This is a genomic window from Burkholderia pyrrocinia, from assembly GCF_003330765.1.
Classification (GTDB): Bacteria; Pseudomonadota; Gammaproteobacteria; order Burkholderiales; family Burkholderiaceae; genus Burkholderia; species Burkholderia pyrrocinia_B.
Window position 1 is genome coordinate 534,184 of sequence record NZ_CP024904.1, and the last position, 18,125, is coordinate 552,308.

The following is an 18,125-nucleotide window of genomic DNA, read 5'->3' on the forward strand; positions in this document are numbered from 1 at the left end:
ACGCCGGGGCTCGACGCCCCCTGAGAGACCCGGCCGTCGCGGCCCCACCCCAGCACAAGAAAAATGCCCAAAAAGCCTACGCTGCCCCAAAACCTCCTCGCCGCGCTGGCGGCCGGCCTGCTCTGGATCCCCGCCGCCCATGCCAGCTCGGACGACAGCTGCTTTGCGCCGACCACGCTCCGGCAGAACGCCTACTCGTGCGGCAACCTGCCGATGCTGAGCCCCGCCAACGACACGCGCATCAACGCGATGCTGCTGATGGTCGACAGCGGCAAGGTCGCGCAGGTGTTTCCGGACCCGAAAACCATCCCGGCGAAAGACCGGATCAACCAGATCATCGTGCCGTTCCCGATGGACTTTTCCGGGTGGATTTATATCGGCCAGAAGGAGCCCGACAAGACCGGTGGCGCGTCGGATGCCGATGCGCCGTCGAACCGGTACGCCGACGGCGAAGGCAGCATCTGCCGCAGCATGAATGCCGGCGCCGATGCGTTCAACGACGCACTGAACGCCGCCGGCAGCATCCCCGCCGACGAAGCCACGCGCCTGCGCGCGGCGCGCGCCGACATCGCGCAGAAGACCTGCGCCGCAGGCGGCACGAGCGCCGCATGGGCGAAGCCCTCGGTCAAGTCGCCGGTCGGTCAGCAGTTCGCCGCCTACCTCGACGGCACGAACGCGTTCTACCGCGCCGACTTCCTCGCCGCGACCAAGGCCTTCGCGAACGCCTCGCACAGCGCGAATCCGTGGCTGAAGGAAACCGGCCTCTATATGGCCGGGCGCGCGCAGTTGAACGCCGCGCAGGCCAATGTCTTCGACAACGACAGTCCCACGCCGTCGCGCGGGCGTGTGACGAAGGTCTCGCTCGACGCCGCGAATACGGTGTTTCGCACCTACCTGAAGGTGTATCCGCAGGGGCGCTATGCGGTCTCCGCGTCGGGGCTGTTGCGGCGTGTCGCGTGGCTCGGCGGGAACGCCACGCAGCAGGCCGACCTCTACGGCAACGCACTTGCGCGCTGGTCGCCGGCGACGTCGAACGTGCCGCTGATGCAACTGGCGAACGAACTCGACAGCAAGCTGCTGTTCGGGTCGGAACTCGACGCGCGCCAGATCCAGTCGCCGACCGTGCTCGCGACTGTCGACCTGCTGCGCATGCGCACGTCGGACAGCAGCGATTCGAGCCGCAGCAAGCCGCTGACGCTGGACGATCTGCAGGCGCAGAAGCCGCACTTCGCGAACGCGCCCGCGCTCTACGACTACCTGCTCGCGACCTGGTATGTCCAGATCGGGCACAAGCCGGATGCCGCCCTCGAGTTGCTGCCGCAGACGCCCGCCGCGCCGCTCGACTACTTCGGCCTGAGTCAGCAGGCGCTGCGCGCGTTCGCGCTGGAGGATAGCGGCCAGACCGACAAGGCCCGCCAGCTGTGGCGCGACCTGATCCCGCTCGCGAAATTCCGCTTTCAGCGCGAGGCGCTGGAACTCGCGCTCGCGATCAACCTGGAACAGGCCGGGCTCGTCAACGACGTGTTCGCCGACGATTCGCTCGTGCAAAACGCCGCGATCCGGGCAGTCCTGTTGCAGCGCACGGCCAATGCGGACCTGCTGCGCGCGCAGGCGCAAAACCAGGCGACCGGCGGCGCGCTGCGCGACACCGCGCTGTACACGCTGCTATACAAGGAACTCACGCGCTCGCACAACGCCGACTTCATCGCCGATGCCGCGCTGGTGTCCGGCGCGCCCGCCGATCCGTTGAAGCCGTTCGTCGCACCCGGCGCCAAGAACGAAGACGGCTACGCGTGCCCGTCCGTACGCGACATCGCCGCGGCGCTGCAGCAGAATCCCGGCGATGCGAAAGGGCTGAACTGCCTCGCCGATTTCGTGCGCCTTCATCCGCCCGCGTTCGGCCTCGAAGGTGATCCGGTGCCGCCGTGGATGCGCAACGCGTCGTCGGCGACCGCCACGCGCATACCGCCGACGCTCGGCGCCTCGCCGTCGCAGTTCGCGGGCCAACCGTACGCGCGGATGTCGAGCTACGTGACGGTGATGGCCGATGCGCAGGCGAACCCGAACGACCGCGCGTACGCGCTCTACCGCGCAATCAAGTGCTATGCGCCGGGGGGCTATAACGAATGCGGCGGCAAGGACGTGCCGAAGAACACGCGCAAGCGCTGGTTCGATACGCTGAAAGCCAGCTATGCGGGCAGCCCGTGGGCGCAGAAACTCCGCTATTACTGGTGAGCACGGCGTGAAGCGCATCGTGTGCGTCGCGCTGCTGCTGTATGGGCAGTTGACGCTGGCCGGCACCGTCGATCCCGCGCAGTACGACGCGTTCTGGCTATGGGCGGGCGTGAAGCCGCAGGCGGTCGTACGCGGCGCGCGCACCGTCTACGTGCTGCAAGGGCAGATCGAAGCGTCGCCGCGGGACGAGTCACAGGTACGCGTCATCGCGCAGGGCGTCGCGCTGCCGCCCGCGCCCAACGCGCACGTCTGGCTCGTCTATCGTGCGCATACGCTGCGCTGGACGCCGCGCGTCACGCAGATCATGCTGGCGCAGCTCACGCGCTGGCGCGCGTCGGGCCGCACGATCGCGGGCATCCAGATCGACTTCGATGCACGCACACGCCATCTGCAGGATTACCTCGAATTCCTGCGGACGCTGCGCGAGACCTTGCCCGCCGATTGCCGGCTGAGCATCACGGGGCTGCTCGACTGGAGCAGCCGCATCGATACCGATCAGGTCAACCAGCTCAGGGGAATCGTCGACGAAGTGGTCGTGCAGACCTACCAGGGGCGCAGCACGATCCCCGGCTACGCAGCCTATCTGCCGCGCGTCGCGCGGCTGCCGCTGCCGTTTCGCATCGGCGTGATCCAGGGCGGCGAGTGGGACGCGCCGCCGTACCTCGCGGCGAACCCGTGGTTCCGCGGCTACGTCGTGTTCCTGCGCAACAGCTAGCGGGCGGAAACGCGGCGGCGGTGATCCTGCCCGTGAACCGAATTCAGCCCGGGCGCGGCGAACCTGACGTATCCAGGCGTCCGCTTCAAGGGTTTGGGCTGAAACGTGCGGCGGTGGATCCGGCAGTCTTTCGATCGATGCCGCCGGGCGTCGCGCGTCATCGAAAATGGCGCAGCCCGCCGAAGCGGGCATGCGCCGGCACCGTTATGCCTGCACGAAAGCCAGCAGGTCGGCGTTGAGGACGTCCGCGTTGACCGTCAGCATGCCGTGCGAGTATCCCGGATACGTTTTGAGCGTGCCGTTCTTCAGCAGCTTGATCGACTTCAGCGCGGCATCCGCGATCGGCACGATCTGGTCGTCTTCGCCATGCAGCACGAGCGTCGGCACGGTAATCGACTTCAGGTCGTCGGTCTGATCCGTTTCCGAAAAGGCCTTGATACCTTCGTAATGCGCTTTGGCGCTGCCCTCCATCCCCTGCCGCCACCAGTTCCGGATCACGCCCTGATGCACCGTCGCGCCGGCCCGGTTGAAACCGTAGAAGGGGCCGCTCGGCACATCCAGGAAGAACTGCGCGCGGTTGTCGGCGAGCGCTTTCCGGAAGCCGTCGAACACCTCGATCGGCAAGCCTTCCGGGTTCGATTCGGTTTTCAGCATCAGCGGCGGCACCGCGCTGACCAGCACCGCCTTTGCGACGCGACCGGCCGGCTGGCCGTGCTTCGCGACGTAGCGGGCCACTTCGCCGCCGCCGGTCGAATGACCGATATGAACCGCATTGCGCAGGTCGAGGGCTTCGGCCACCGCGAACGCGTCCGCCGCGTAATGATCCATGTCATGGCCGTCGGACACCTGCGCCGACCGGCCGTGGCCACGCCGATCGTGCGCAATCACGCGATAGCCCTTCTGAACGAAGAAGAGCATCTGCGCATCCCAGTCGTCGGAAGACAACGGCCAGCCATGATGGAAGACGACGGGCTGTGCGTCCTTCGGGCCCCAGTCCTTGTAGAAGATCTCGACGTTATCCTTCGTTGTGACGTATGGCATCGCGATTGACTCCGGTGAGGTGGATGAACCTGGCGTGCTGGCCGAGGGCCATTATCGGACATTATTGCGAAACCGCGATGCAACGGCATGCCACGACTGTCGACAATCCACTGGTAAGAAATGAACGATGCCGTCGCGCCGGGCGTCAGCCGTCCGTCGAGACCGTCACGGCCTCCCACGCACGGATTTCCTCTTCCAGTACCGACAACTTGTTCCGCACCAGCCGCAGCGCATCGCTGCCGAGCAGCAGATGCGCGGGCGGATGTTCCGCCGCGATGGCCGCGAGCATCGCCCGCGCGGCCTTCGCGGGATCGCCCAACTGCTTGCCGCTCTTCTCCTCGCGCGCGTTGCGGATCGGGTCGAAGATCGCGTCGTAGTCCGCGATCGAGCGCGGCGTGCGCGCCATCGAACGGCCGGCCCAGTCGGTGCGGAACGAACCCGGCGCCACGGCGGTCACGGCAATGCCGAGCGGCGCGAGTTCCTGGCCGAGGGTTTCGGAAATGCCTTCCAGCGCGAATTTGCTGCCGCAGTAGTACGCGATTCCAGGCATCGTGATGTGACCGCCCATCGACGTGATGTTCAGGATGCGGCCGTGCCGGCGCACGCGCATGAACGGCACGACGGCCTTCATCATCGCGACCGCGCCGAATACGTTCACGTCGAACTGCCGACGCATCTCCGCGAGCGGTGCTTCTTCCATGATGCCTTCGTGCCCGTAGCCGGCGTTGTTCACCAGTACGTCGACGGGCCCGACGTTCGCCTCGATGTCCGCGACGACGCCGTCGATACGATCGAAGTCGGTCACGTCGAGCACACGCGCGACAGCCGCCTGCGCGGACAGCGCTTCGAAATCCCGCGCCGCCTGCGCGCTTCTCACGGTGCCGACCACCGTGTGACCTGCCGCCAGCGCCTCCTGGGCGAGCGCGCGGCCGAAGCCGCTGCTGACGCCGGTGATGAGCATGATGTTGCCGGATGCCATTTGAGCTTCTCCCGAATGCCGATTGAAGCGTGCATACTAGTCTGACGAACAAGGCAGAATAAGCCAGATTCCACTGATTTTCTTGCACAAAACTATGAGCGCCGAGTCCACCTCCGCCCGATCTCCGTCGCTGTCGCCGCGCAACCGGAAGCGCCTGGTTACGCTGCTGCGCGCACTGGCGCCCGACGAAGGCTACAACCTGACGGCCCTGCCGAGCGTCCGCGTCCTGCGCTCGAACCGCGCGCTGTCGCGCACGCCGGTCCTGTACGACCCCGGCATCGTGATCGTGTGCCAGGGGTGCAAGCGCGGCTACTTCGGCGGCGAGCGCTATCTGTACGACGAGCACCACTACCTGGCCGTGTCCGTGCCCGTACCGTTCAGCATGGAAACCGACGCGACGCCCGAGCGCCCGCTTCTCGCGCTGTATCTGCACCTCGACTTCACGATGGCCGCCGAACTCGCGGCGCAGATCGACCGCGAAGGCATGACGGAACACGTGCAAGCACCCAGGAGCATGATGTCGACGCCGATGGATGAAACGATGCACGCGTCGGTGCTGCGTTTCGTCGAAGCGATGCATCGGCCGCTCGAAGCCGCGGTGCTCGGCCCGGCGCTGCTTCGCGAGCTGTATTTCCGCGTGCTCACCGGTGCGCAGGGCAGCGCGATGCGAAGCGCGCTGGCGATGCGCGGGCAGTTCGGCCGGATCGGCCGGTCACTGCGCGTCATCCATGCCGATTACGCGCAACCGCTCGACGTGCCGCAACTGGCCGACGCGGCCGGCATGAGCGTGCCGAGCTTTCACAGCCACTTCAAGGCGATCACCCAGGTGTCGCCGATGCAGTACCTGAAGTCGACGCGCCTGCATCAGGCGCGGCTGTTGATGGTGCGCCAGGACCTGACGGCGGAGGCGGCCGGCTACGCGGTGGGTTATACGAGCCCATCGCAGTTCAGCCGCGAATTCAAGCGTCTGTTCGGCTTGACGCCGGCGAAGGAAACACAGCGCATGTGCGAGCGTTTCGCGGTTCCGGAGGCGTTCGAGGATGCGGTGTTCGTGTCGTCGCATTGAGGCTGGCACCGCCGGATGGTGAGCGTGCGTCAGAACCTAACCTCGACGCACGCTTTCGCCGCACGCAGCGTCGAGAACCAGACCTGCGAGCGACTTCAGGATGCGTGCGGTCACTCCCCAGATGTCCTGCGTCTGGTCCGCCCAATACCAGGCGCCCGCGCGTTCGCCGTCGCTGTATTGCCTTGGCAGATCCGGATTCAGCAGCGTGGAAAACGGAAACTCGAAGATCTCCTCGACTTCGGCCGGTGCCGCCTCCCAGTTAGCCGTTTCCGGCAGGATGCCGATCACGGGAAAAATGGCGTGGTTGCGCTTTCTGGTTTTATGAATCGGCAAGCACCCGACTACCCGGATCGCGCCGGGCTCGAGGCGAATTTCCTCGAACGCCTCGCGCAGTGCAGTCGCACCGATATTGCCGTCGGACTCCGCCGGACGTCCGCCCGGGAAACTCACATGCGACGAATATTCGCTGAGCCCCGACGAACGCTTGGTCAGCAGGATCGTCGGCTCGCGCCGCGCTACGATCGCGACCAGGACAGCCGAGAATTTCCACTGCCTATCGTCGTCCGCGAGGTATCGCTTCGCCGTGGTCCAATCCGTTTCGACGGGGATTCCGCAGCCTTCCACGCCGCGTACGATCGTTTCCAGGACGTTTCTGTCGGATTCCATGTCTTCCTCCTGCACGCTTGAATCGTCGAGCTCCGAGCGGCACCGAACGCGACACGTGTTGCATGGGCACGGCGTCGCAGTGTTGCGGAAATTTGAGCGTCTGGTATCAGATCGCCGTCGAGGAATCGGAGAAACCTGATCATGCACGAAAAACAGACGGCAGGTACGCTGCGCCCTTCATCGAATCTTGCAGGCACAATCGCGTACTGCATGGCAACGACATGCATTCATGGCGCCCACACAAGCGCCGCCCCCTCCCCGAAGTCCGGCGATCGCCACACCCGCACGAGATTCAAATGACCCCGTATGCCTTCCGCCTGCTGAATGTATTCGCCGAATCGACGTTCGGCGGCAATGCCGCCGCGAACCTTCAGCTCGCGAGCGCCTGGCCAGCCTGCCGCAGCTGACCGAGCATTTCTTCCATACCGTTTTCGGCTATCCGCTTGCCGATTGCACCGAGGTCTGCGTCTCCGGGCATGGCGATCAGCGCATAGGTGATCCTGGCGCGGCGCCAGGTCACGACATCCATACTGCCGACCTGTTGTTGGGTGAGCACCGTGTCGGGCCTTTCGTCCTTCATCACGCACAGCGCCACGGGCATGCCTTTTTCTGGCAGATAGACGATCTGCACCAGCGGTTTGCGGTTGAAATTCAGTCGCTGTATACGCTTGAATGTCAGCCCGACCGAGCGCAGGTCCGGAATCCGTATCCGCAGCCCGTCGTCCCGGCGAATGTTTTCCACCGTATGCGCGGCGGCAGCAAGATTCGACGAATCGAAAGCAACGGTGTCGCGCGTATAGAGCCGCTGATAATTCACGGCCGCCATGATCCATGGGGACGTCCTGGTCTGCGCAGTCACCGGTGCGCCCTGCGGCGCGAAACCGCTTTGAGCCGCGCCCGGCGCGAAGTGCAGTATCGCGCCACAACAGAACGCACCCGCGACGAAGGCCACTGCGAGCCACGGCACCATCATGCGAAAGCGCGAGCGTACCGGCGCGGAAGACGGCCCGCGTACGTCGGGCCGTGACACCGGCGGATTCATGAGACGACCGTCGCCAACCGCGGAGAGGTCCGAAGGTGCGGCGTACGCTTGCGCGATTTCGGCGACCTTGCGTACCAGGCTCTGCGGCACCGGCGGCGATTCCTCATGCTGAAAGGCACGCTGATAGGGCAACACCGATGCTTCGAACAAGGCAACCCGCCTGGCGATATCGGCCGACGTTCCAATCGCCCTGTCGACTTCCTCGCGCTGGTGCGACGTGAGTTCTCCATCCACGTATGCCATGAGCAGGATGTCGTCCATTTTCATGCCCCCTGATCCTCACTATTCGCCGCGCTTTTCACACGTCGTTCTTTTCGATCGCTGAACAGGGAACCGATCGCCTGGCGAGCGCGCGAAAGCCGGCTCATGATCGTACCGATGGGTACGTCGAGCGCTTCGGCCGCCTCGCTATAGCTGAACCCCTCCACGCCGACCAGCAGCATGACCACGCGCTGCGCTTCAGGCAGCAGCTGCACGGCCCTGACGATCTGTGCATCCAGCGCCTGCTGTTCGAGTGTCGGTGCAGCGGGATCGGAGACGGTTTCGAGGAAGTCGTCGTCCCAGTCCATGCCCGAGCGCCGGCGCACGCTTCGTGCGCGGAGCTCGTTGAGCCAGGTGGATTGCACGATCGAAAACATCCAGCTAAGCGGCGCAGTTCCCGGTCGCAATTGATGCGCGCGTTCGAGCGCGCGAACGCACGCGCACTGCACGAGATCCTCGGCGTCGTGTCGATCACCGGCGATTCGCAGCGCGAATGCCCAGAGACGCGGAAGCATCGCAGGGAGCATGGCGGACAGTTCGGCTGCGGTCATCTACGTCGATCCTCCCACGGTGCGACCAGGCCGACGTTGATGAACTGCAGTATCTGACGTGTATCCATGGCTTTAGGCGAAATTAAGCGGGCGACACCGCTCCAGTCCTCGTAAACAGCTGGACGGCGCAGATATTCCATCTGCCGTCGCGTGTTGCCCGAACTGCCTGATCACAGGTCCTCGCGGCCAGGGCGCAGGGTCGTTCAGGCCCGAGCGATGAATGGATAGGTCAACAAGCCGAACTGCACCAGATTGACACCGAAGTGCGCGAGCATTGCCGATTGCAGTCCGCCGGCGCGATAGGCGAGCCCGTATCCGACGCCGGACAAGCCAGCCAGCAGAACCAGCAACGCGCCGCCCTGATAATGAGCAAGGCCGAACAGAACGGCGCCAACCAGCAGCGCGAACCAGCCTGCATCCGGTTGCGCGCGCATCAACCGCGCTGTTCCTCCCTGGATATAGCCCCGGAAAAGTGCTTCTTCCGCGAACGCGACCAGGAGCACGTTATCGAGTACCCACAGCCACGCGAAATGCGGCCACTTCGGCGCCCATGCAATCGCCCCACCCCACCACGCGAACAAGAGGCACACCGCCGATGTTGCCGCGCACGCCACGACCGTCAAAATCGCCAGCGTCGACATGGACCTCTTCGGCTGAACCCAAGGGTATGCAAGGACCAGCCAGAACGCGACCAGCGGCTTATCGAAGTTGAGATACATCGTGTAAGGCGCGGCGTCCGGCGTAAGACGCTCCGCTTGAACCACCTTGAGGTTGTCGAAACCGGGGAGCCAATGCTGAAACAGGCCGACCGCAATGATGCAGAAGACGGCGTTGCACAAAAACGTGCCGACGGACGACGGATTCCGCTGCAGCAGCACGCCGGTGCCGACCAGAAGCGCGATCGGCACGAGCGCGATCGGTTGCAACTGTCCCGACGCGAACGCGAGTCCATAGCCGATCGCGAGAAGGACCAGGGTCAGTCGGCGAGACGTCTTTAAAATCGCCGCCAGTGCCGCAAGAAAAATCGCACACCACGTCAATGCGGCCATTAAACCTTCCGGAGATTCGCTAAAGGGTTGTCGATGGCGTCGAACGCCGGCCGGGTTTCAGGCAGCTCGCGACGCCAGCGCCGACGCCTCCGGGACATCACGGCGATTCGGACGCCGCCGGAACGGGCGCGTGTTTCGCCACCGAAGCAGGCCGCAGCAGCGGCACCATCAGCGTGATTCCCGCGGCAACCAGAAACAGCATGAAATAGGACGCGAAATAACCATCCGTCCGGTCGCGCAAATATCCGAAAGCCAGCGGTCCCAGCGCGGCGATCAGATAGCCGACGAAGAGCATGAATACGCTCCACGCGTTGGCCGCGGCGGGTGTGGGTGTGTTGTCGAGCGGCAGGGTCATGGCGAGCGTGAAGCACATGCCTTGTCCGATCGCGATCAGGACAATGCACGATACCGGACAGGCTGTCGGCGCAAACGCCAGTCCGCCGAGGCCGACTGCCGTGATGGCCGACGCGAGGCCGAGCCAGCCGCGCCGATCGGTGGCGCGGCCGGCCTTCATGCCCATTCCGAAGCTGCTGAGCGCGAACACGCACGCGAAGAGGCCCAATACGAGACCGGGAGAGAGCGTCTCGATACGCAGTTCGGCACTCGACGACGCGAGCCATGCAAAGCATGCATACACGATGAACTGGCTGGCGCCGAAGTAGGCCGCGACCCGCCATGCGTGGATGTTGCCCCACGGAAGGCCGACCGCTCGCGGCACGTGCACTGCTTTCGGAGGTTGCGCTTCAGCGGTCTTCGCCTCCTGGAAACGCCGAGCCAATCCGCGCCAGCTCACGATCGCCGTGACGCAGAGCACGCTCCACCATGCGACGGCCACGCGCCAACCGCCGAAGTTCTGCGCGATATAACCCGAAGCGCTCGCCGCGACAGTCGCGCCGACGCTGAGCCCCGCGCTGTATATGCCCATGAAGAACGTCGCGTCGCGCGCAAAGTGCTGCTTCACCCAGCCGCCGATCAGCGAACCTGAAATCGCGATGCCGATTCCGGTCAAGACGGTACACAACAGCAGCACGCCGGCAGAGCCGGCCAGCGCGCGGGCGATCATCGCGACGCACAACAGCGCCAGCGCGGCCACGACCGCGTTGTCCGTCCCCAGTCTTCGCGCTACGCCCGGTGCGGCAAGTGCAAAGACGCCCATGCAGATGTCCGGGATCGCGGTCAGCAGCGACGCCTGCGTGTAGCTCAGGCCAAAGCTCTGCTGGATCGATTCGAGTACCGGCCCGATCGAAACGATAGGCGGTCGCAATGCGACCGAGAGTATCAACAGCGCGACGGCTGCAACTGCCTTTCTGGTATCAGTGGATTGACGCATGATTTTCCCTGACCTGACCGTGCCCACTTTGCGTCGACGTCGAAACGCAACGGCGACCGCGGCAGGCGTTCGCCGTCGAGATCGACCTTTGCAACGCGGCGATCGGAATGCGGCGGCCCCCATCGACGAGAGCGACCTTTGGCACGCTGGCGCCGAACGGACGAAGACGGCAACAGAAGCGGCAAGCGCGTGGCGTCGACGCGGACACCCGGGTGCGGACGACACGACGGGTATCCTGACGCGCGACGCATGCCGCGTAGCGTTCACGACGCGCGGAGACCGCTCACCGGAAAGGCGCGCGGCACGCGCGTCAAACGACGGTGACGGTCACGTCGATGTTGCCGCGCGTCGCCTTCGAATACGGGCACGTCTGGTGCGCTGCGTCGACCAGTGCTTGCGCGACGTCGGCGTCGACGCCCGGCACGCTGACGTTCAGTCGTGCCTGCAGGAAGTACGCGCCGTCGTTCATGGCCAGATCGATTTCCGCGTCGACATGCGTGTCGCGCGGCAGGGCAACCTTCAGCCTTTGCGCGGCCAGGCCCATCGCGCCGATGAAGCATGCCGACCAGCCTGCGGCCAGCAACTGTTCGGGATTCGTGCCGGGCGCGGCCGAGCCGGGACCGGAGAGCTTCACGTCGAGGCGGCCATCCGGGCTGCGGGCAGCGCCATCACGCCCGCCGGTGGTGCGGGTCTTGCCGGTATACAGAACTTTGGTTTCCTGGCTCATGATCGGTATCGTATTGAACTGGGTTGGTGACGATGGTGGGTGAATCACGACGCTTGAAATCAGCCTCGCGTCGGCAGTTGGAAATCAGCCGCCCCGATACAGCTTGTCGAGCGCGGCGAGCTGACCGTCTTTCTCCGCTCGCACCAGTTCCTCGCGCACTTCGGCACGCGTCTTGCCCTTCGGCACGCCGCCGACCGACACCGATTGGCGCGCTTGCGGTGCGTCATGGTCGGCACGCGTGTCGACCGGGCTGCCTGCGAAAGCGAAAGTGGTGGTTGCAACGGCAGCGCAAGCCGCAAAGGTCAAAGCGATCATCTTTACTTTCATGTCGTTCTCCTGAAGCAATTCAAGTGTCACGAATCTGTCCGATGCCTCGGTGACGCCGCCATCCCGTGACGTCTGCCCGGGCGCCTTGAACAGATTCCTTCGTTGAGGTGCATTAAATCCAGACCACGTATCGGGTATGTTTCTCGAGTGCGGGCTATTGCAATGCCATGTATCCATTCCAGCCTCATACACATTGAGAAACAAATCTGCCGCTCCGTTTTCGCCCATGCTCGAAATGGCGAGCGTTTTTCCGACACAATGACGCGGCAATGGCGAGGCCGCCCTTTTTGCCTCGTTGCCATGGAAATACCCAAGGAGAGATGGCCGATGTACCGATACGCACTCGCAACGCTGGCGTTGGCCGGCATCACGATCTCGACCGCCGCGTGCGCAGAGACGATCAAACCGGTCAAGGCGTCGAAGTCCGACCTTGCCGGTGCGATATTCACGCGCGCCGACGCGGTGAAAAAAGAGGACCACGGAGAGCGGAGCACGGACGTCGTGACGTTCACGTCCACCGACACGGCTTACCAGACCGGCGTCTATCGGTCCGGGCCTTCGCATGAGGAAATCACCGGGCCGCAAGGGTTGCCGTACAACGAGTTCCTGTACTTTCTGTCGGGCAGCGTGAAGCTCACGTCGTCCGATGGTTCGGTGATGATCGTGAAAACCGGCGAAGCCGTCACGCTTCCGCAGGGATGGACCGGACATTTCGATACGCCCGGCTATACCAAGCTCTACGTGACCTACAGCCCCGACGATGGAAAAAAGCAGTCCGATATATCGGGGCATCCGAACACGGAGGAATAGCGCTCCGTCCTCGGGTGTTCTGTTGATGCAGACAACCCTTCCGGAGTGAAACGGTGCAAAACCACCAACATGGAATCGAGGACATTCAGTCGACCGCGCAGGCGTACGTGCGGGCGCTCGGCAGCACGGAACATCTGTTCTGGTTGCTGGATCAGAATCGGCCGACGCATTTCGCGATGGTCGCGGAAATCGACCGGCGTTTTACGCCGAACGCGTGGCGTGCGGCTTTTCAGGCACTCCAGCGCAGGCATCCGCTGTTGTCGACCTGCATCGGCACCGACGCGCAGATGAATACAGGCTTTTATCGCGCGCCCGACGCCGCGGTGCCGTTGTGCGTGATCGAGCAGGGCACGACTTCGTGGCAGGCGGAAGCAGCCCACGAAATCGCGACCCGCTTCGACTGGTCGACAGCGCCCTTGTTGCGCGCGACGCTATTGCAAGACGAATGCGGCTCAACGCTGATTCTGATCGCGCATCATTCCGTGCTCGACGGCATGGGCGCCGCGTATCTGATCGATGAGCTGTTGCGCATGCTGTCGGGCGAGTCGGCGGCGCCGCTGCCGTTGGTGCAGTCGCTGGAGACGCTGCTCGATGCCGACCTGAACGATGCCGCCGTCGTGCCGGCTCCGCTCCCTGCGCCCGCGCCAAAGCCGTTTCGTCCGGACGCCGCGGACGTGCCGCATATCGACGCCGTTGCACTTTCGGCCGAATCGACGCGCCGGCTCGTCGCTCGCGCACGGCTCGAGCAAACCACCGTACATGGCGCCATTGCCGCAGCCATTCATGAAGCGGGCCGGCGCCTGTCGAGCGAGTGGGCCGAGCGCGCGTTGAGAACCGTCACACCGATCGACGTACGCGATCTCGCCGGCGAAGTGGGCGTCGCGAACGGCGTGTACATCACTCAGACCATCACGATCGACGATCACCCGCGCAGGTCCGACTTATGGACTGCCGCCCGCAAGATCAAACAGGATCTCGCGCCTTCGCAAACGCGCGCGAGCGTAGCAGCGGAACTGAAAGCACTTGACACCGCGATGTCCGCGCGGCCGAGCGTTCAACACGCAGCCGGTTTTTTGTCGAACGTGCTGGCCTTCGACGTCCTGCTGTCGAATCTGGGCAATCAGCCCATTGCTGCCACGTACGACGGCTTGACACTCAAGGCGCTATGGGGCCCCTTCGTGACTTCAGGCTTCGCCGACGATCAGGTCGTCGGCGTGTGCACGATCGATGGCATCCTGCGTCTCACGCACACGAGCCATGGCGCAATCAGGGGACTTCTCGGCGAAGTCCGCGCGATTCTCGAGGAAGCCGTGAGCTGAGCGCCCGGCTGCTCGACGTGCGTTCAGAACACCCCCAGCGACACCCTCTTCCGGTGCTCGACGACCGAGAGAAACAGCGCTGCCAGCCCGCATGCGGCAATGAGCGTCAACAGCATCGTGCTGCCCATGCTGACCAGCACCAGGCTGCCGAGCGCCGGAAAGCCGAACACGCCGACGAAATACGATGCGACGAACCACGTGAGCACGGCGCGCCGGTGCCGCGCATCGGTACTGTTGACGGCTTGCGCCTGAACAATCGGATAGATGAGGCCGTATCCGGTGCCGAGCAGCACGGCGCTGGCCGAATGCAGCAACGCGTTGTGCGGCACGGCGAACGTCACGGCGACGCTCAGTATCATGAAGCCGAGGAGAATCTGCGTGGTCGCATCGACGCGCATCCGGATCACGATCGCACTGAGCAGCCAGCGTGTGACAACCACGGTGGCCGAATAAAGACCGAAGAACGTACCCGCCTTCACGCCCGTTTCCTGTGCCATCGACATCTGGAACGTCATCAGCCCCGAGAAGACGCTTGAGCCGAGCGCGATAATGGCGATCGGGTAAATCGCATGCGTGCGGGCGATCGCACCGATCTCGCGGACCCAACGTTCCCGTACCGGTGGCGCAACGGGGAGCGCCGCGGGCGAGAGGCGGCCGAAGCATTCCAGCATCAATGCGGCCATCGCGCACAACCCGCCGACGGTGCAGAACACCGTGCCCGTCGTCCAGTGCCAATTGCGTATCGCGAGCGCCGCAAATGCCGGGCCGCCGCCGACGCCAGCCATTTGAAACGATCCGAACCGCAAGAACCAGCGCTCGCGTTCGGTATCGGTTGTCCGCTCCACGAGCATCATTGGCGCCGCGAGATAGAACCCGCCCCAACCGATACCGACCAGCAATCCGGGCACGACGCTCAACGAGCCGGTGCGCCCGATCAGCGCGAAGCCGACGACCCCCGCGCCGACGACGAGCGCAGCCAGCGCGGTGGTACGCGCAGTCCCGATCCAATGCGCAAGCCAGGCGACCAGCGGCAGGCCGATCAGCGCACCGACCATGGCTTCAGCCAGCGCGAACCCCGTGTCGACGTCGCCTCCGCCCGCCGAACGAAAATGCATCGACAGCAAGAACGTCGCGCCGTATCCGCATGCAGTCAGCAGCGCGCCGAGCAGCACAAACGAGGCAACGCGCGGGGACATCGTGCGTGGATAGGCCATCATGCCTCCCCTTGTTTCAAAATTCCGGTCGACTCGATCCCGAGCGCGAAAAGGTCAGGGCCCGGTCGCGACATGATCCACACAATCTGTCGGCAAGGAAACGAACCGTTCCGATGGTGCGCCGCATACGTTCGTATGTGCCCGACAGCGGTCCGCACCTGTCTGGTTGCGCGCCGTTCATGCAGATGGGCACACAAGCGGTCGAGCCAATCCCGCACTGCCCAACGCCGCACTTCCGTTACCCGATCATTGAGTCGCGGGCGTGCATCCTTACGGCTAGCGGCACCCGGCGGTGGCCGCGGAAAGCATGACCGACAGCGCATATATGCCAGGCAGCGCGACCTCGATAGCGGCGCGATTCGCTCAATCGCATGAACCTCGGCATCGTCGCCACCGGCATCGCCTCGATGCCGTCATGCAAGGGCGATCGGCAATGTCACTCTCGCTTCGAGGCCCCCGGTACTGCGATTGTTCAACTGCAGTTCCCCCTGCATCGCCTGTGTCAGGCGACGCGCGATCGCGAGCCCCAACCCCGATCCCGGTGCGCGCGCCGACGTCTGCGGTGCACGGTACCAGGGCGTGAACACCGCCTCCAGCTCCGCCGGCACAATACCCGGCCCCGAATCCACCACGGTGAGCATCACGCGCCTGGCGTCGACCCGGACACACAGGCGGACGTCGCCCCCGTAACGCAATGCATTGTCGATCAGGTTGACGAGCACGCGGCGCAGCGCGTGCGGGAACGTCACGAGCGGACGGCCCACCCGTCCGTCGAGGTCGACGGTCAGGCCCGCGTCACGATAGTTGTCGACCAGCACGCCGAGCAACTCGTCCGCGTCGACGTGGCGCGGACGCTCCGGCACACTGCATTGAAGTCGTGCGCAGGCGACGCTCGCCTCGACCAGTTCCCCCATCTCGGCAAGATCGCGCTCTATCGCGTCACGCAACGCGCTATCTTCCAGCATCCCGCTACGCAGCATCATCCGCGTCAGCGGCGTGCGCAGGTCGTGCGCATAGGCGGCCAGCACATGGAGCAATTCCGTCATGCGGTCCGCGTGCTGGCGATGCGCACCGTTGATCGCGCGCGCGAGTCTTGCGATCGAGGGCACGCCGCGTTCGACCAGTGTCTCGGGCAGCGCGTCGACCCCGTGATTCTCGATTGCCGCGGCAAGTTCGCTGATGGTCGCATCCAGTCTCAGCATCCGCAGCCACAGCACGGTCGCAACCAGCGCGAACACGACCGCTGCCACACCGACGATCAGCAGATCATGGCTCGCCACCGGGCGCAATGCGCTCGCCAGCATCGCACGCGCGTCATACATGCCCCCCACGACAAGCAGCACGCCGGCCGCAAGAACCAGGCGGACGGGCCACACGACGAGCTCACGCGCATGCGGGAACACTACGCGGGCGACGTTGCGCAGGCTGCGCGTGATCCGTGATTCAAACAAGGCCCCTGACGATAAGCTAGGAATGTTCGCCATCTTCGTTCTCCTGTCGCCGTCGCGGCGGACGGTACGGGAGAGATGAAAACACGCACGGGGGGCTCGCACCATCAAACGAGCGGCCATCCACCCCCTACGAAGGTTTAGGTTGCCGTTGCGGCAACCGGCGGACGGTCAGCCGTGCCCGAGCGCGCGGGCGAGCCACGCTTCGAGCTCCTGCGCGTCGATCGGCTTCTCGAGGAGACACAGCGCGGCGCTCGCCCGCACGCGCTCGCGCTCGCGCGCGGTGGCGAACGCCGTGACGAATACGGTCGGAATGCGCAGGCCGCGCGCTTCGATCCGGGACAGCACTTCGATGCCATCCATCCCGGGCATCTGGATGTCGCAGATCAGGCAGCCCGTTCGTGACGCAACGTCCGAAGCCAGGAATGCCGGCCCCGACGCAAACTCGCACGCCTCCCCGCCCAGCGAACGCACGAAGCTTCTCATGGCGGTGCGCACGAAGGGATCGTCGTCGACAATCGATACGAGATCGGTGACTGAGAGTGAAAAAGGCATCCCTGCTTAAGGCTAGGTGAACGGACAGGCCCGTCCCAGATACGACTACCCAAGTTGCCAGCATACCGCCACACCGCCGCACCGCCACCATATCTACGTATGGGTCGGCTTTCCCCCAATGGCGCCACCGCTAGTGCGCGGGCAGCTCAATGCCGAGCGCACTCATCTTGCGCACCAGCTCGGCGACCGAGCGGCACTTCATCTTTCGCATCGCCTGGCCGCGATGGATCTTGGCCGTGATTTCCGCAATTCCCATGTTGCCCGCGACCTGCTTGTTCATCAGGCCCGTCGCGACGTGTTGCAACACCTCGCGTTCTCGCGGCGTCAGCGATTCCCAACACGCGCACAGGTCGAGCAGCGACTGACTGGCCTCCAGCCTTTTCGCGTCGCAGTCGAGCGCCGCGACCACCGCATCGATCAGCTCCTGGTCATGAAACGGTTTCGTCAGGAAATCCATCGCGCCGGCCTTCATCGCTTTCACCGTCATCGCGATATCGCCGTGCCCCGTGATGAAGATGATCGGCATCTGTGGACCGCCGTTCTCGGCCAGCGACTTCTGGAACGCAATCCCGCTCTGCCCGCGCAATCGCACGTCAAGCACGAGGCACGACGGTCCCGTGCCCTTCGTCGCCGCGAGAAACTCTTCGGTCGAGGAAAATGCGCAAACGTCCAGGTCAATCGATCGCAGCAGGCTGATCAGCGCGGCACGAACGAATTCGTCATCGTCGACGACGTAGACGACTCGGCCGTTCCGAACCGCGGATGAAGGCGCAGCGTAGAGCATTCTGGT

19 protein-coding genes are annotated in these 18,125 nt (G+C 64.6%); 5 read left to right on the forward strand and 14 right to left on the reverse strand.

Going from position 1 to position 18,125, the window contains the following annotated elements:
• Positions 1-63 precede the first annotated feature (63 nt).
• Both CUJ89_RS35490 and CUJ89_RS35495 read left to right on the forward strand, forming a co-directional pair.
• Positions 64-2,235: a hypothetical protein gene (locus CUJ89_RS35490; RefSeq protein WP_114182095.1), complete on the forward strand. Its 2,172-nt coding sequence runs from the start codon at positions 64-66 to the stop codon at positions 2,233-2,235.
• A gap of 7 nt (positions 2,236-2,242) precedes the next feature.
• The gene (locus CUJ89_RS35495) at positions 2,243-2,950 is read left to right on the forward strand and encodes a DUF3142 domain-containing protein (RefSeq protein ID WP_114182096.1); all 708 of its coding nucleotides are present in this window, start codon (positions 2,243-2,245) and stop codon (positions 2,948-2,950) included.
• A 204-nt stretch (positions 2,951-3,154) separates the two neighbouring features.
• Here the strand turns inward: CUJ89_RS35495 and CUJ89_RS35500 are convergent, their stop codons facing one another.
• Positions 3,155-3,991 (reverse strand): alpha/beta fold hydrolase, encoded by an 837-nt coding sequence (locus tag CUJ89_RS35500; protein WP_114182097.1) that lies wholly within the window; start codon positions 3,989-3,991, stop codon positions 3,155-3,157.
• 145 nt (positions 3,992-4,136) lie between these two features.
• Positions 4,137-4,970 (reverse strand): oxidoreductase, encoded by an 834-nt coding sequence (locus CUJ89_RS35505; protein ID WP_114182098.1) that lies wholly within the window; start codon positions 4,968-4,970, stop codon positions 4,137-4,139.
• Positions 4,971-5,064: 94 nt separating this feature from the next.
• On the opposite strand from CUJ89_RS35505, the gene CUJ89_RS35510 reads away from it, so the two are divergent.
• On the forward strand, positions 5,065-6,036 hold the full coding sequence (locus CUJ89_RS35510; protein ID WP_114182099.1) for an AraC family transcriptional regulator: 972 nt from the start codon (positions 5,065-5,067) through the stop codon (positions 6,034-6,036).
• Positions 6,037-6,072: 36 nt separating this feature from the next.
• On the opposite strand, the gene CUJ89_RS35515 is transcribed toward CUJ89_RS35510, so the two are convergent.
• The 8 genes from CUJ89_RS35515 to CUJ89_RS35545 all read right to left on the reverse strand — a co-directional run bounded on the left by CUJ89_RS35515 (position 6,073) and on the right by CUJ89_RS35545 (position 12,019).
• The gene (locus tag CUJ89_RS35515; RefSeq protein WP_114182100.1) at positions 6,073-6,702 is read right to left on the reverse strand and encodes an NUDIX hydrolase; all 630 of its coding nucleotides are present in this window, start codon (positions 6,700-6,702) and stop codon (positions 6,073-6,075) included.
• A 370-nt stretch (positions 6,703-7,072) separates the two neighbouring features.
• Positions 7,073-8,011, reverse strand: a complete 939-nt coding sequence (locus CUJ89_RS35520) for an anti-sigma factor family protein (protein WP_114182101.1) — start codon at positions 8,009-8,011, stop codon at positions 7,073-7,075.
• Entirely contained in the window at positions 8,008-8,556 is a 549-nt protein-coding gene (locus CUJ89_RS35525) for an RNA polymerase sigma factor (RefSeq protein ID WP_114182102.1), read from the reverse strand. The genes CUJ89_RS35520 and CUJ89_RS35525 overlap by 4 nt, the downstream gene beginning before the upstream one ends.
• Positions 8,553-8,696, reverse strand: a complete 144-nt coding sequence (locus CUJ89_RS38770) for a hypothetical protein (protein ID WP_236655097.1) — start codon at positions 8,694-8,696, stop codon at positions 8,553-8,555. The genes CUJ89_RS35525 and CUJ89_RS38770 overlap by 4 nt, the downstream gene beginning before the upstream one ends.
• Positions 8,697-8,759: 63 nt before the next feature.
• On the reverse strand, positions 8,760-9,605 hold the full coding sequence (locus tag CUJ89_RS35530; RefSeq protein ID WP_114182103.1) for a CPBP family intramembrane glutamic endopeptidase: 846 nt from the start codon (positions 9,603-9,605) through the stop codon (positions 8,760-8,762).
• A gap of 97 nt (positions 9,606-9,702) precedes the next feature.
• Positions 9,703-10,962 carry a CynX/NimT family MFS transporter gene (locus tag CUJ89_RS35535; protein WP_236655098.1) on the reverse strand — a complete coding sequence of 420 codons (1,260 nt, stop codon included), beginning with the start codon at positions 10,960-10,962 and terminating at the stop codon, positions 9,703-9,705.
• Between the two features lie 283 nt (positions 10,963-11,245).
• Positions 11,246-11,662, reverse strand: coding sequence for an organic hydroperoxide resistance protein (locus CUJ89_RS35540; RefSeq protein ID WP_114182105.1), 417 nt, complete (start codon positions 11,660-11,662; stop codon positions 11,246-11,248).
• Positions 11,663-11,746: 84 nt separating this feature from the next.
• Positions 11,747-12,019 (reverse strand): DUF4148 domain-containing protein, encoded by a 273-nt coding sequence (locus tag CUJ89_RS35545; RefSeq protein ID WP_415859061.1) that lies wholly within the window; start codon positions 12,017-12,019, stop codon positions 11,747-11,749.
• A gap of 297 nt (positions 12,020-12,316) precedes the next feature.
• Between CUJ89_RS35545 and CUJ89_RS35550 the strand changes: the two genes are divergently transcribed.
• Both CUJ89_RS35550 and CUJ89_RS35555 read left to right on the forward strand, forming a co-directional pair.
• Positions 12,317-12,799, forward strand: a complete 483-nt coding sequence (locus tag CUJ89_RS35550; protein WP_114182107.1) for a cupin domain-containing protein — start codon at positions 12,317-12,319, stop codon at positions 12,797-12,799.
• Positions 12,800-12,906: 107 nt separating this feature from the next.
• Positions 12,907-14,118 (forward strand): phthiocerol/phthiodiolone dimycocerosyl transferase family protein, encoded by a 1,212-nt coding sequence (locus CUJ89_RS35555; protein ID WP_236655099.1) that lies wholly within the window; start codon positions 12,907-12,909, stop codon positions 14,116-14,118.
• A gap of 23 nt (positions 14,119-14,141) precedes the next feature.
• On the opposite strand, the gene CUJ89_RS35560 is transcribed toward CUJ89_RS35555, so the two are convergent.
• The 4 genes from CUJ89_RS35560 to CUJ89_RS35575 form a co-directional block, all read right to left on the reverse strand.
• Complete coding sequence (locus CUJ89_RS35560) at positions 14,142-15,335, reverse strand: MFS transporter (RefSeq protein WP_114182108.1); 1,194 nt, start codon at positions 15,333-15,335, stop codon at positions 14,142-14,144.
• A 410-nt stretch (positions 15,336-15,745) separates the two neighbouring features.
• Positions 15,746-16,816 carry a sensor histidine kinase gene (locus CUJ89_RS35565; RefSeq protein WP_114182109.1) on the reverse strand — a complete coding sequence of 357 codons (1,071 nt, stop codon included), beginning with the start codon at positions 16,814-16,816 and terminating at the stop codon, positions 15,746-15,748.
• A 135-nt stretch (positions 16,817-16,951) separates the two neighbouring features.
• Positions 16,952-17,335, reverse strand: a complete 384-nt coding sequence (locus tag CUJ89_RS35570; RefSeq protein ID WP_114182110.1) for a response regulator transcription factor — start codon at positions 17,333-17,335, stop codon at positions 16,952-16,954.
• A 130-nt stretch (positions 17,336-17,465) separates the two neighbouring features.
• The gene (locus tag CUJ89_RS35575) at positions 17,466-18,119 is read right to left on the reverse strand and encodes a response regulator transcription factor (protein WP_114182111.1); all 654 of its coding nucleotides are present in this window, start codon (positions 18,117-18,119) and stop codon (positions 17,466-17,468) included.
• Positions 18,120-18,125 lie beyond the last annotated feature (6 nt).

Bases quoted from the DNA above. Each gene is read 5' to 3' on its own strand.
- CUJ89_RS35490 (WP_114182095.1), top strand. From the start codon at position 64: ATGCCCAAAAAGCCTACGCTGCCCCAAAACCTCCTCGCCGCGCTGGCG.
- CUJ89_RS35500 (WP_114182097.1), bottom strand. From the start codon at position 3,991: ATGCCATACGTCACAACGAAGGATAACGTCGAGATCTTCTACAAGGAC.
- CUJ89_RS35505 (WP_114182098.1), bottom strand. From the start codon at position 4,970: ATGGCATCCGGCAACATCATGCTCATCACCGGCGTCAGCAGCGGCTTC.
- CUJ89_RS35510 (WP_114182099.1), top strand. From the start codon at position 5,065: ATGAGCGCCGAGTCCACCTCCGCCCGATCTCCGTCGCTGTCGCCGCGC.
- CUJ89_RS35515 (WP_114182100.1), bottom strand. From the start codon at position 6,702: ATGGAATCCGACAGAAACGTCCTGGAAACGATCGTACGCGGCGTGGAA.
- CUJ89_RS35520 (WP_114182101.1), bottom strand. From the start codon at position 8,011: ATGAAAATGGACGACATCCTGCTCATGGCATACGTGGATGGAGAACTC.
- CUJ89_RS35525 (WP_114182102.1), bottom strand. From the start codon at position 8,556: ATGACCGCAGCCGAACTGTCCGCCATGCTCCCTGCGATGCTTCCGCGT.
- CUJ89_RS38770 (WP_236655097.1), bottom strand. From the start codon at position 8,696: ATGGAATATCTGCGCCGTCCAGCTGTTTACGAGGACTGGAGCGGTGTC.
- CUJ89_RS35530 (WP_114182103.1), bottom strand. From the start codon at position 9,605: ATGGCCGCATTGACGTGGTGTGCGATTTTTCTTGCGGCACTGGCGGCG.
- CUJ89_RS35540 (WP_114182105.1), bottom strand. From the start codon at position 11,662: ATGAGCCAGGAAACCAAAGTTCTGTATACCGGCAAGACCCGCACCACC.
- CUJ89_RS35550 (WP_114182107.1), top strand. From the start codon at position 12,317: ATGTACCGATACGCACTCGCAACGCTGGCGTTGGCCGGCATCACGATC.
- CUJ89_RS35560 (WP_114182108.1), bottom strand. From the start codon at position 15,335: ATGATGGCCTATCCACGCACGATGTCCCCGCGCGTTGCCTCGTTTGTG.
- CUJ89_RS35565 (WP_114182109.1), bottom strand. From the start codon at position 16,816: ATGGCGAACATTCCTAGCTTATCGTCAGGGGCCTTGTTTGAATCACGG.
- CUJ89_RS35570 (WP_114182110.1), bottom strand. From the start codon at position 17,335: ATGCCTTTTTCACTCTCAGTCACCGATCTCGTATCGATTGTCGACGAC.
- CUJ89_RS35575 (WP_114182111.1), bottom strand. From the start codon at position 18,119: ATGCTCTACGCTGCGCCTTCATCCGCGGTTCGGAACGGCCGAGTCGTC.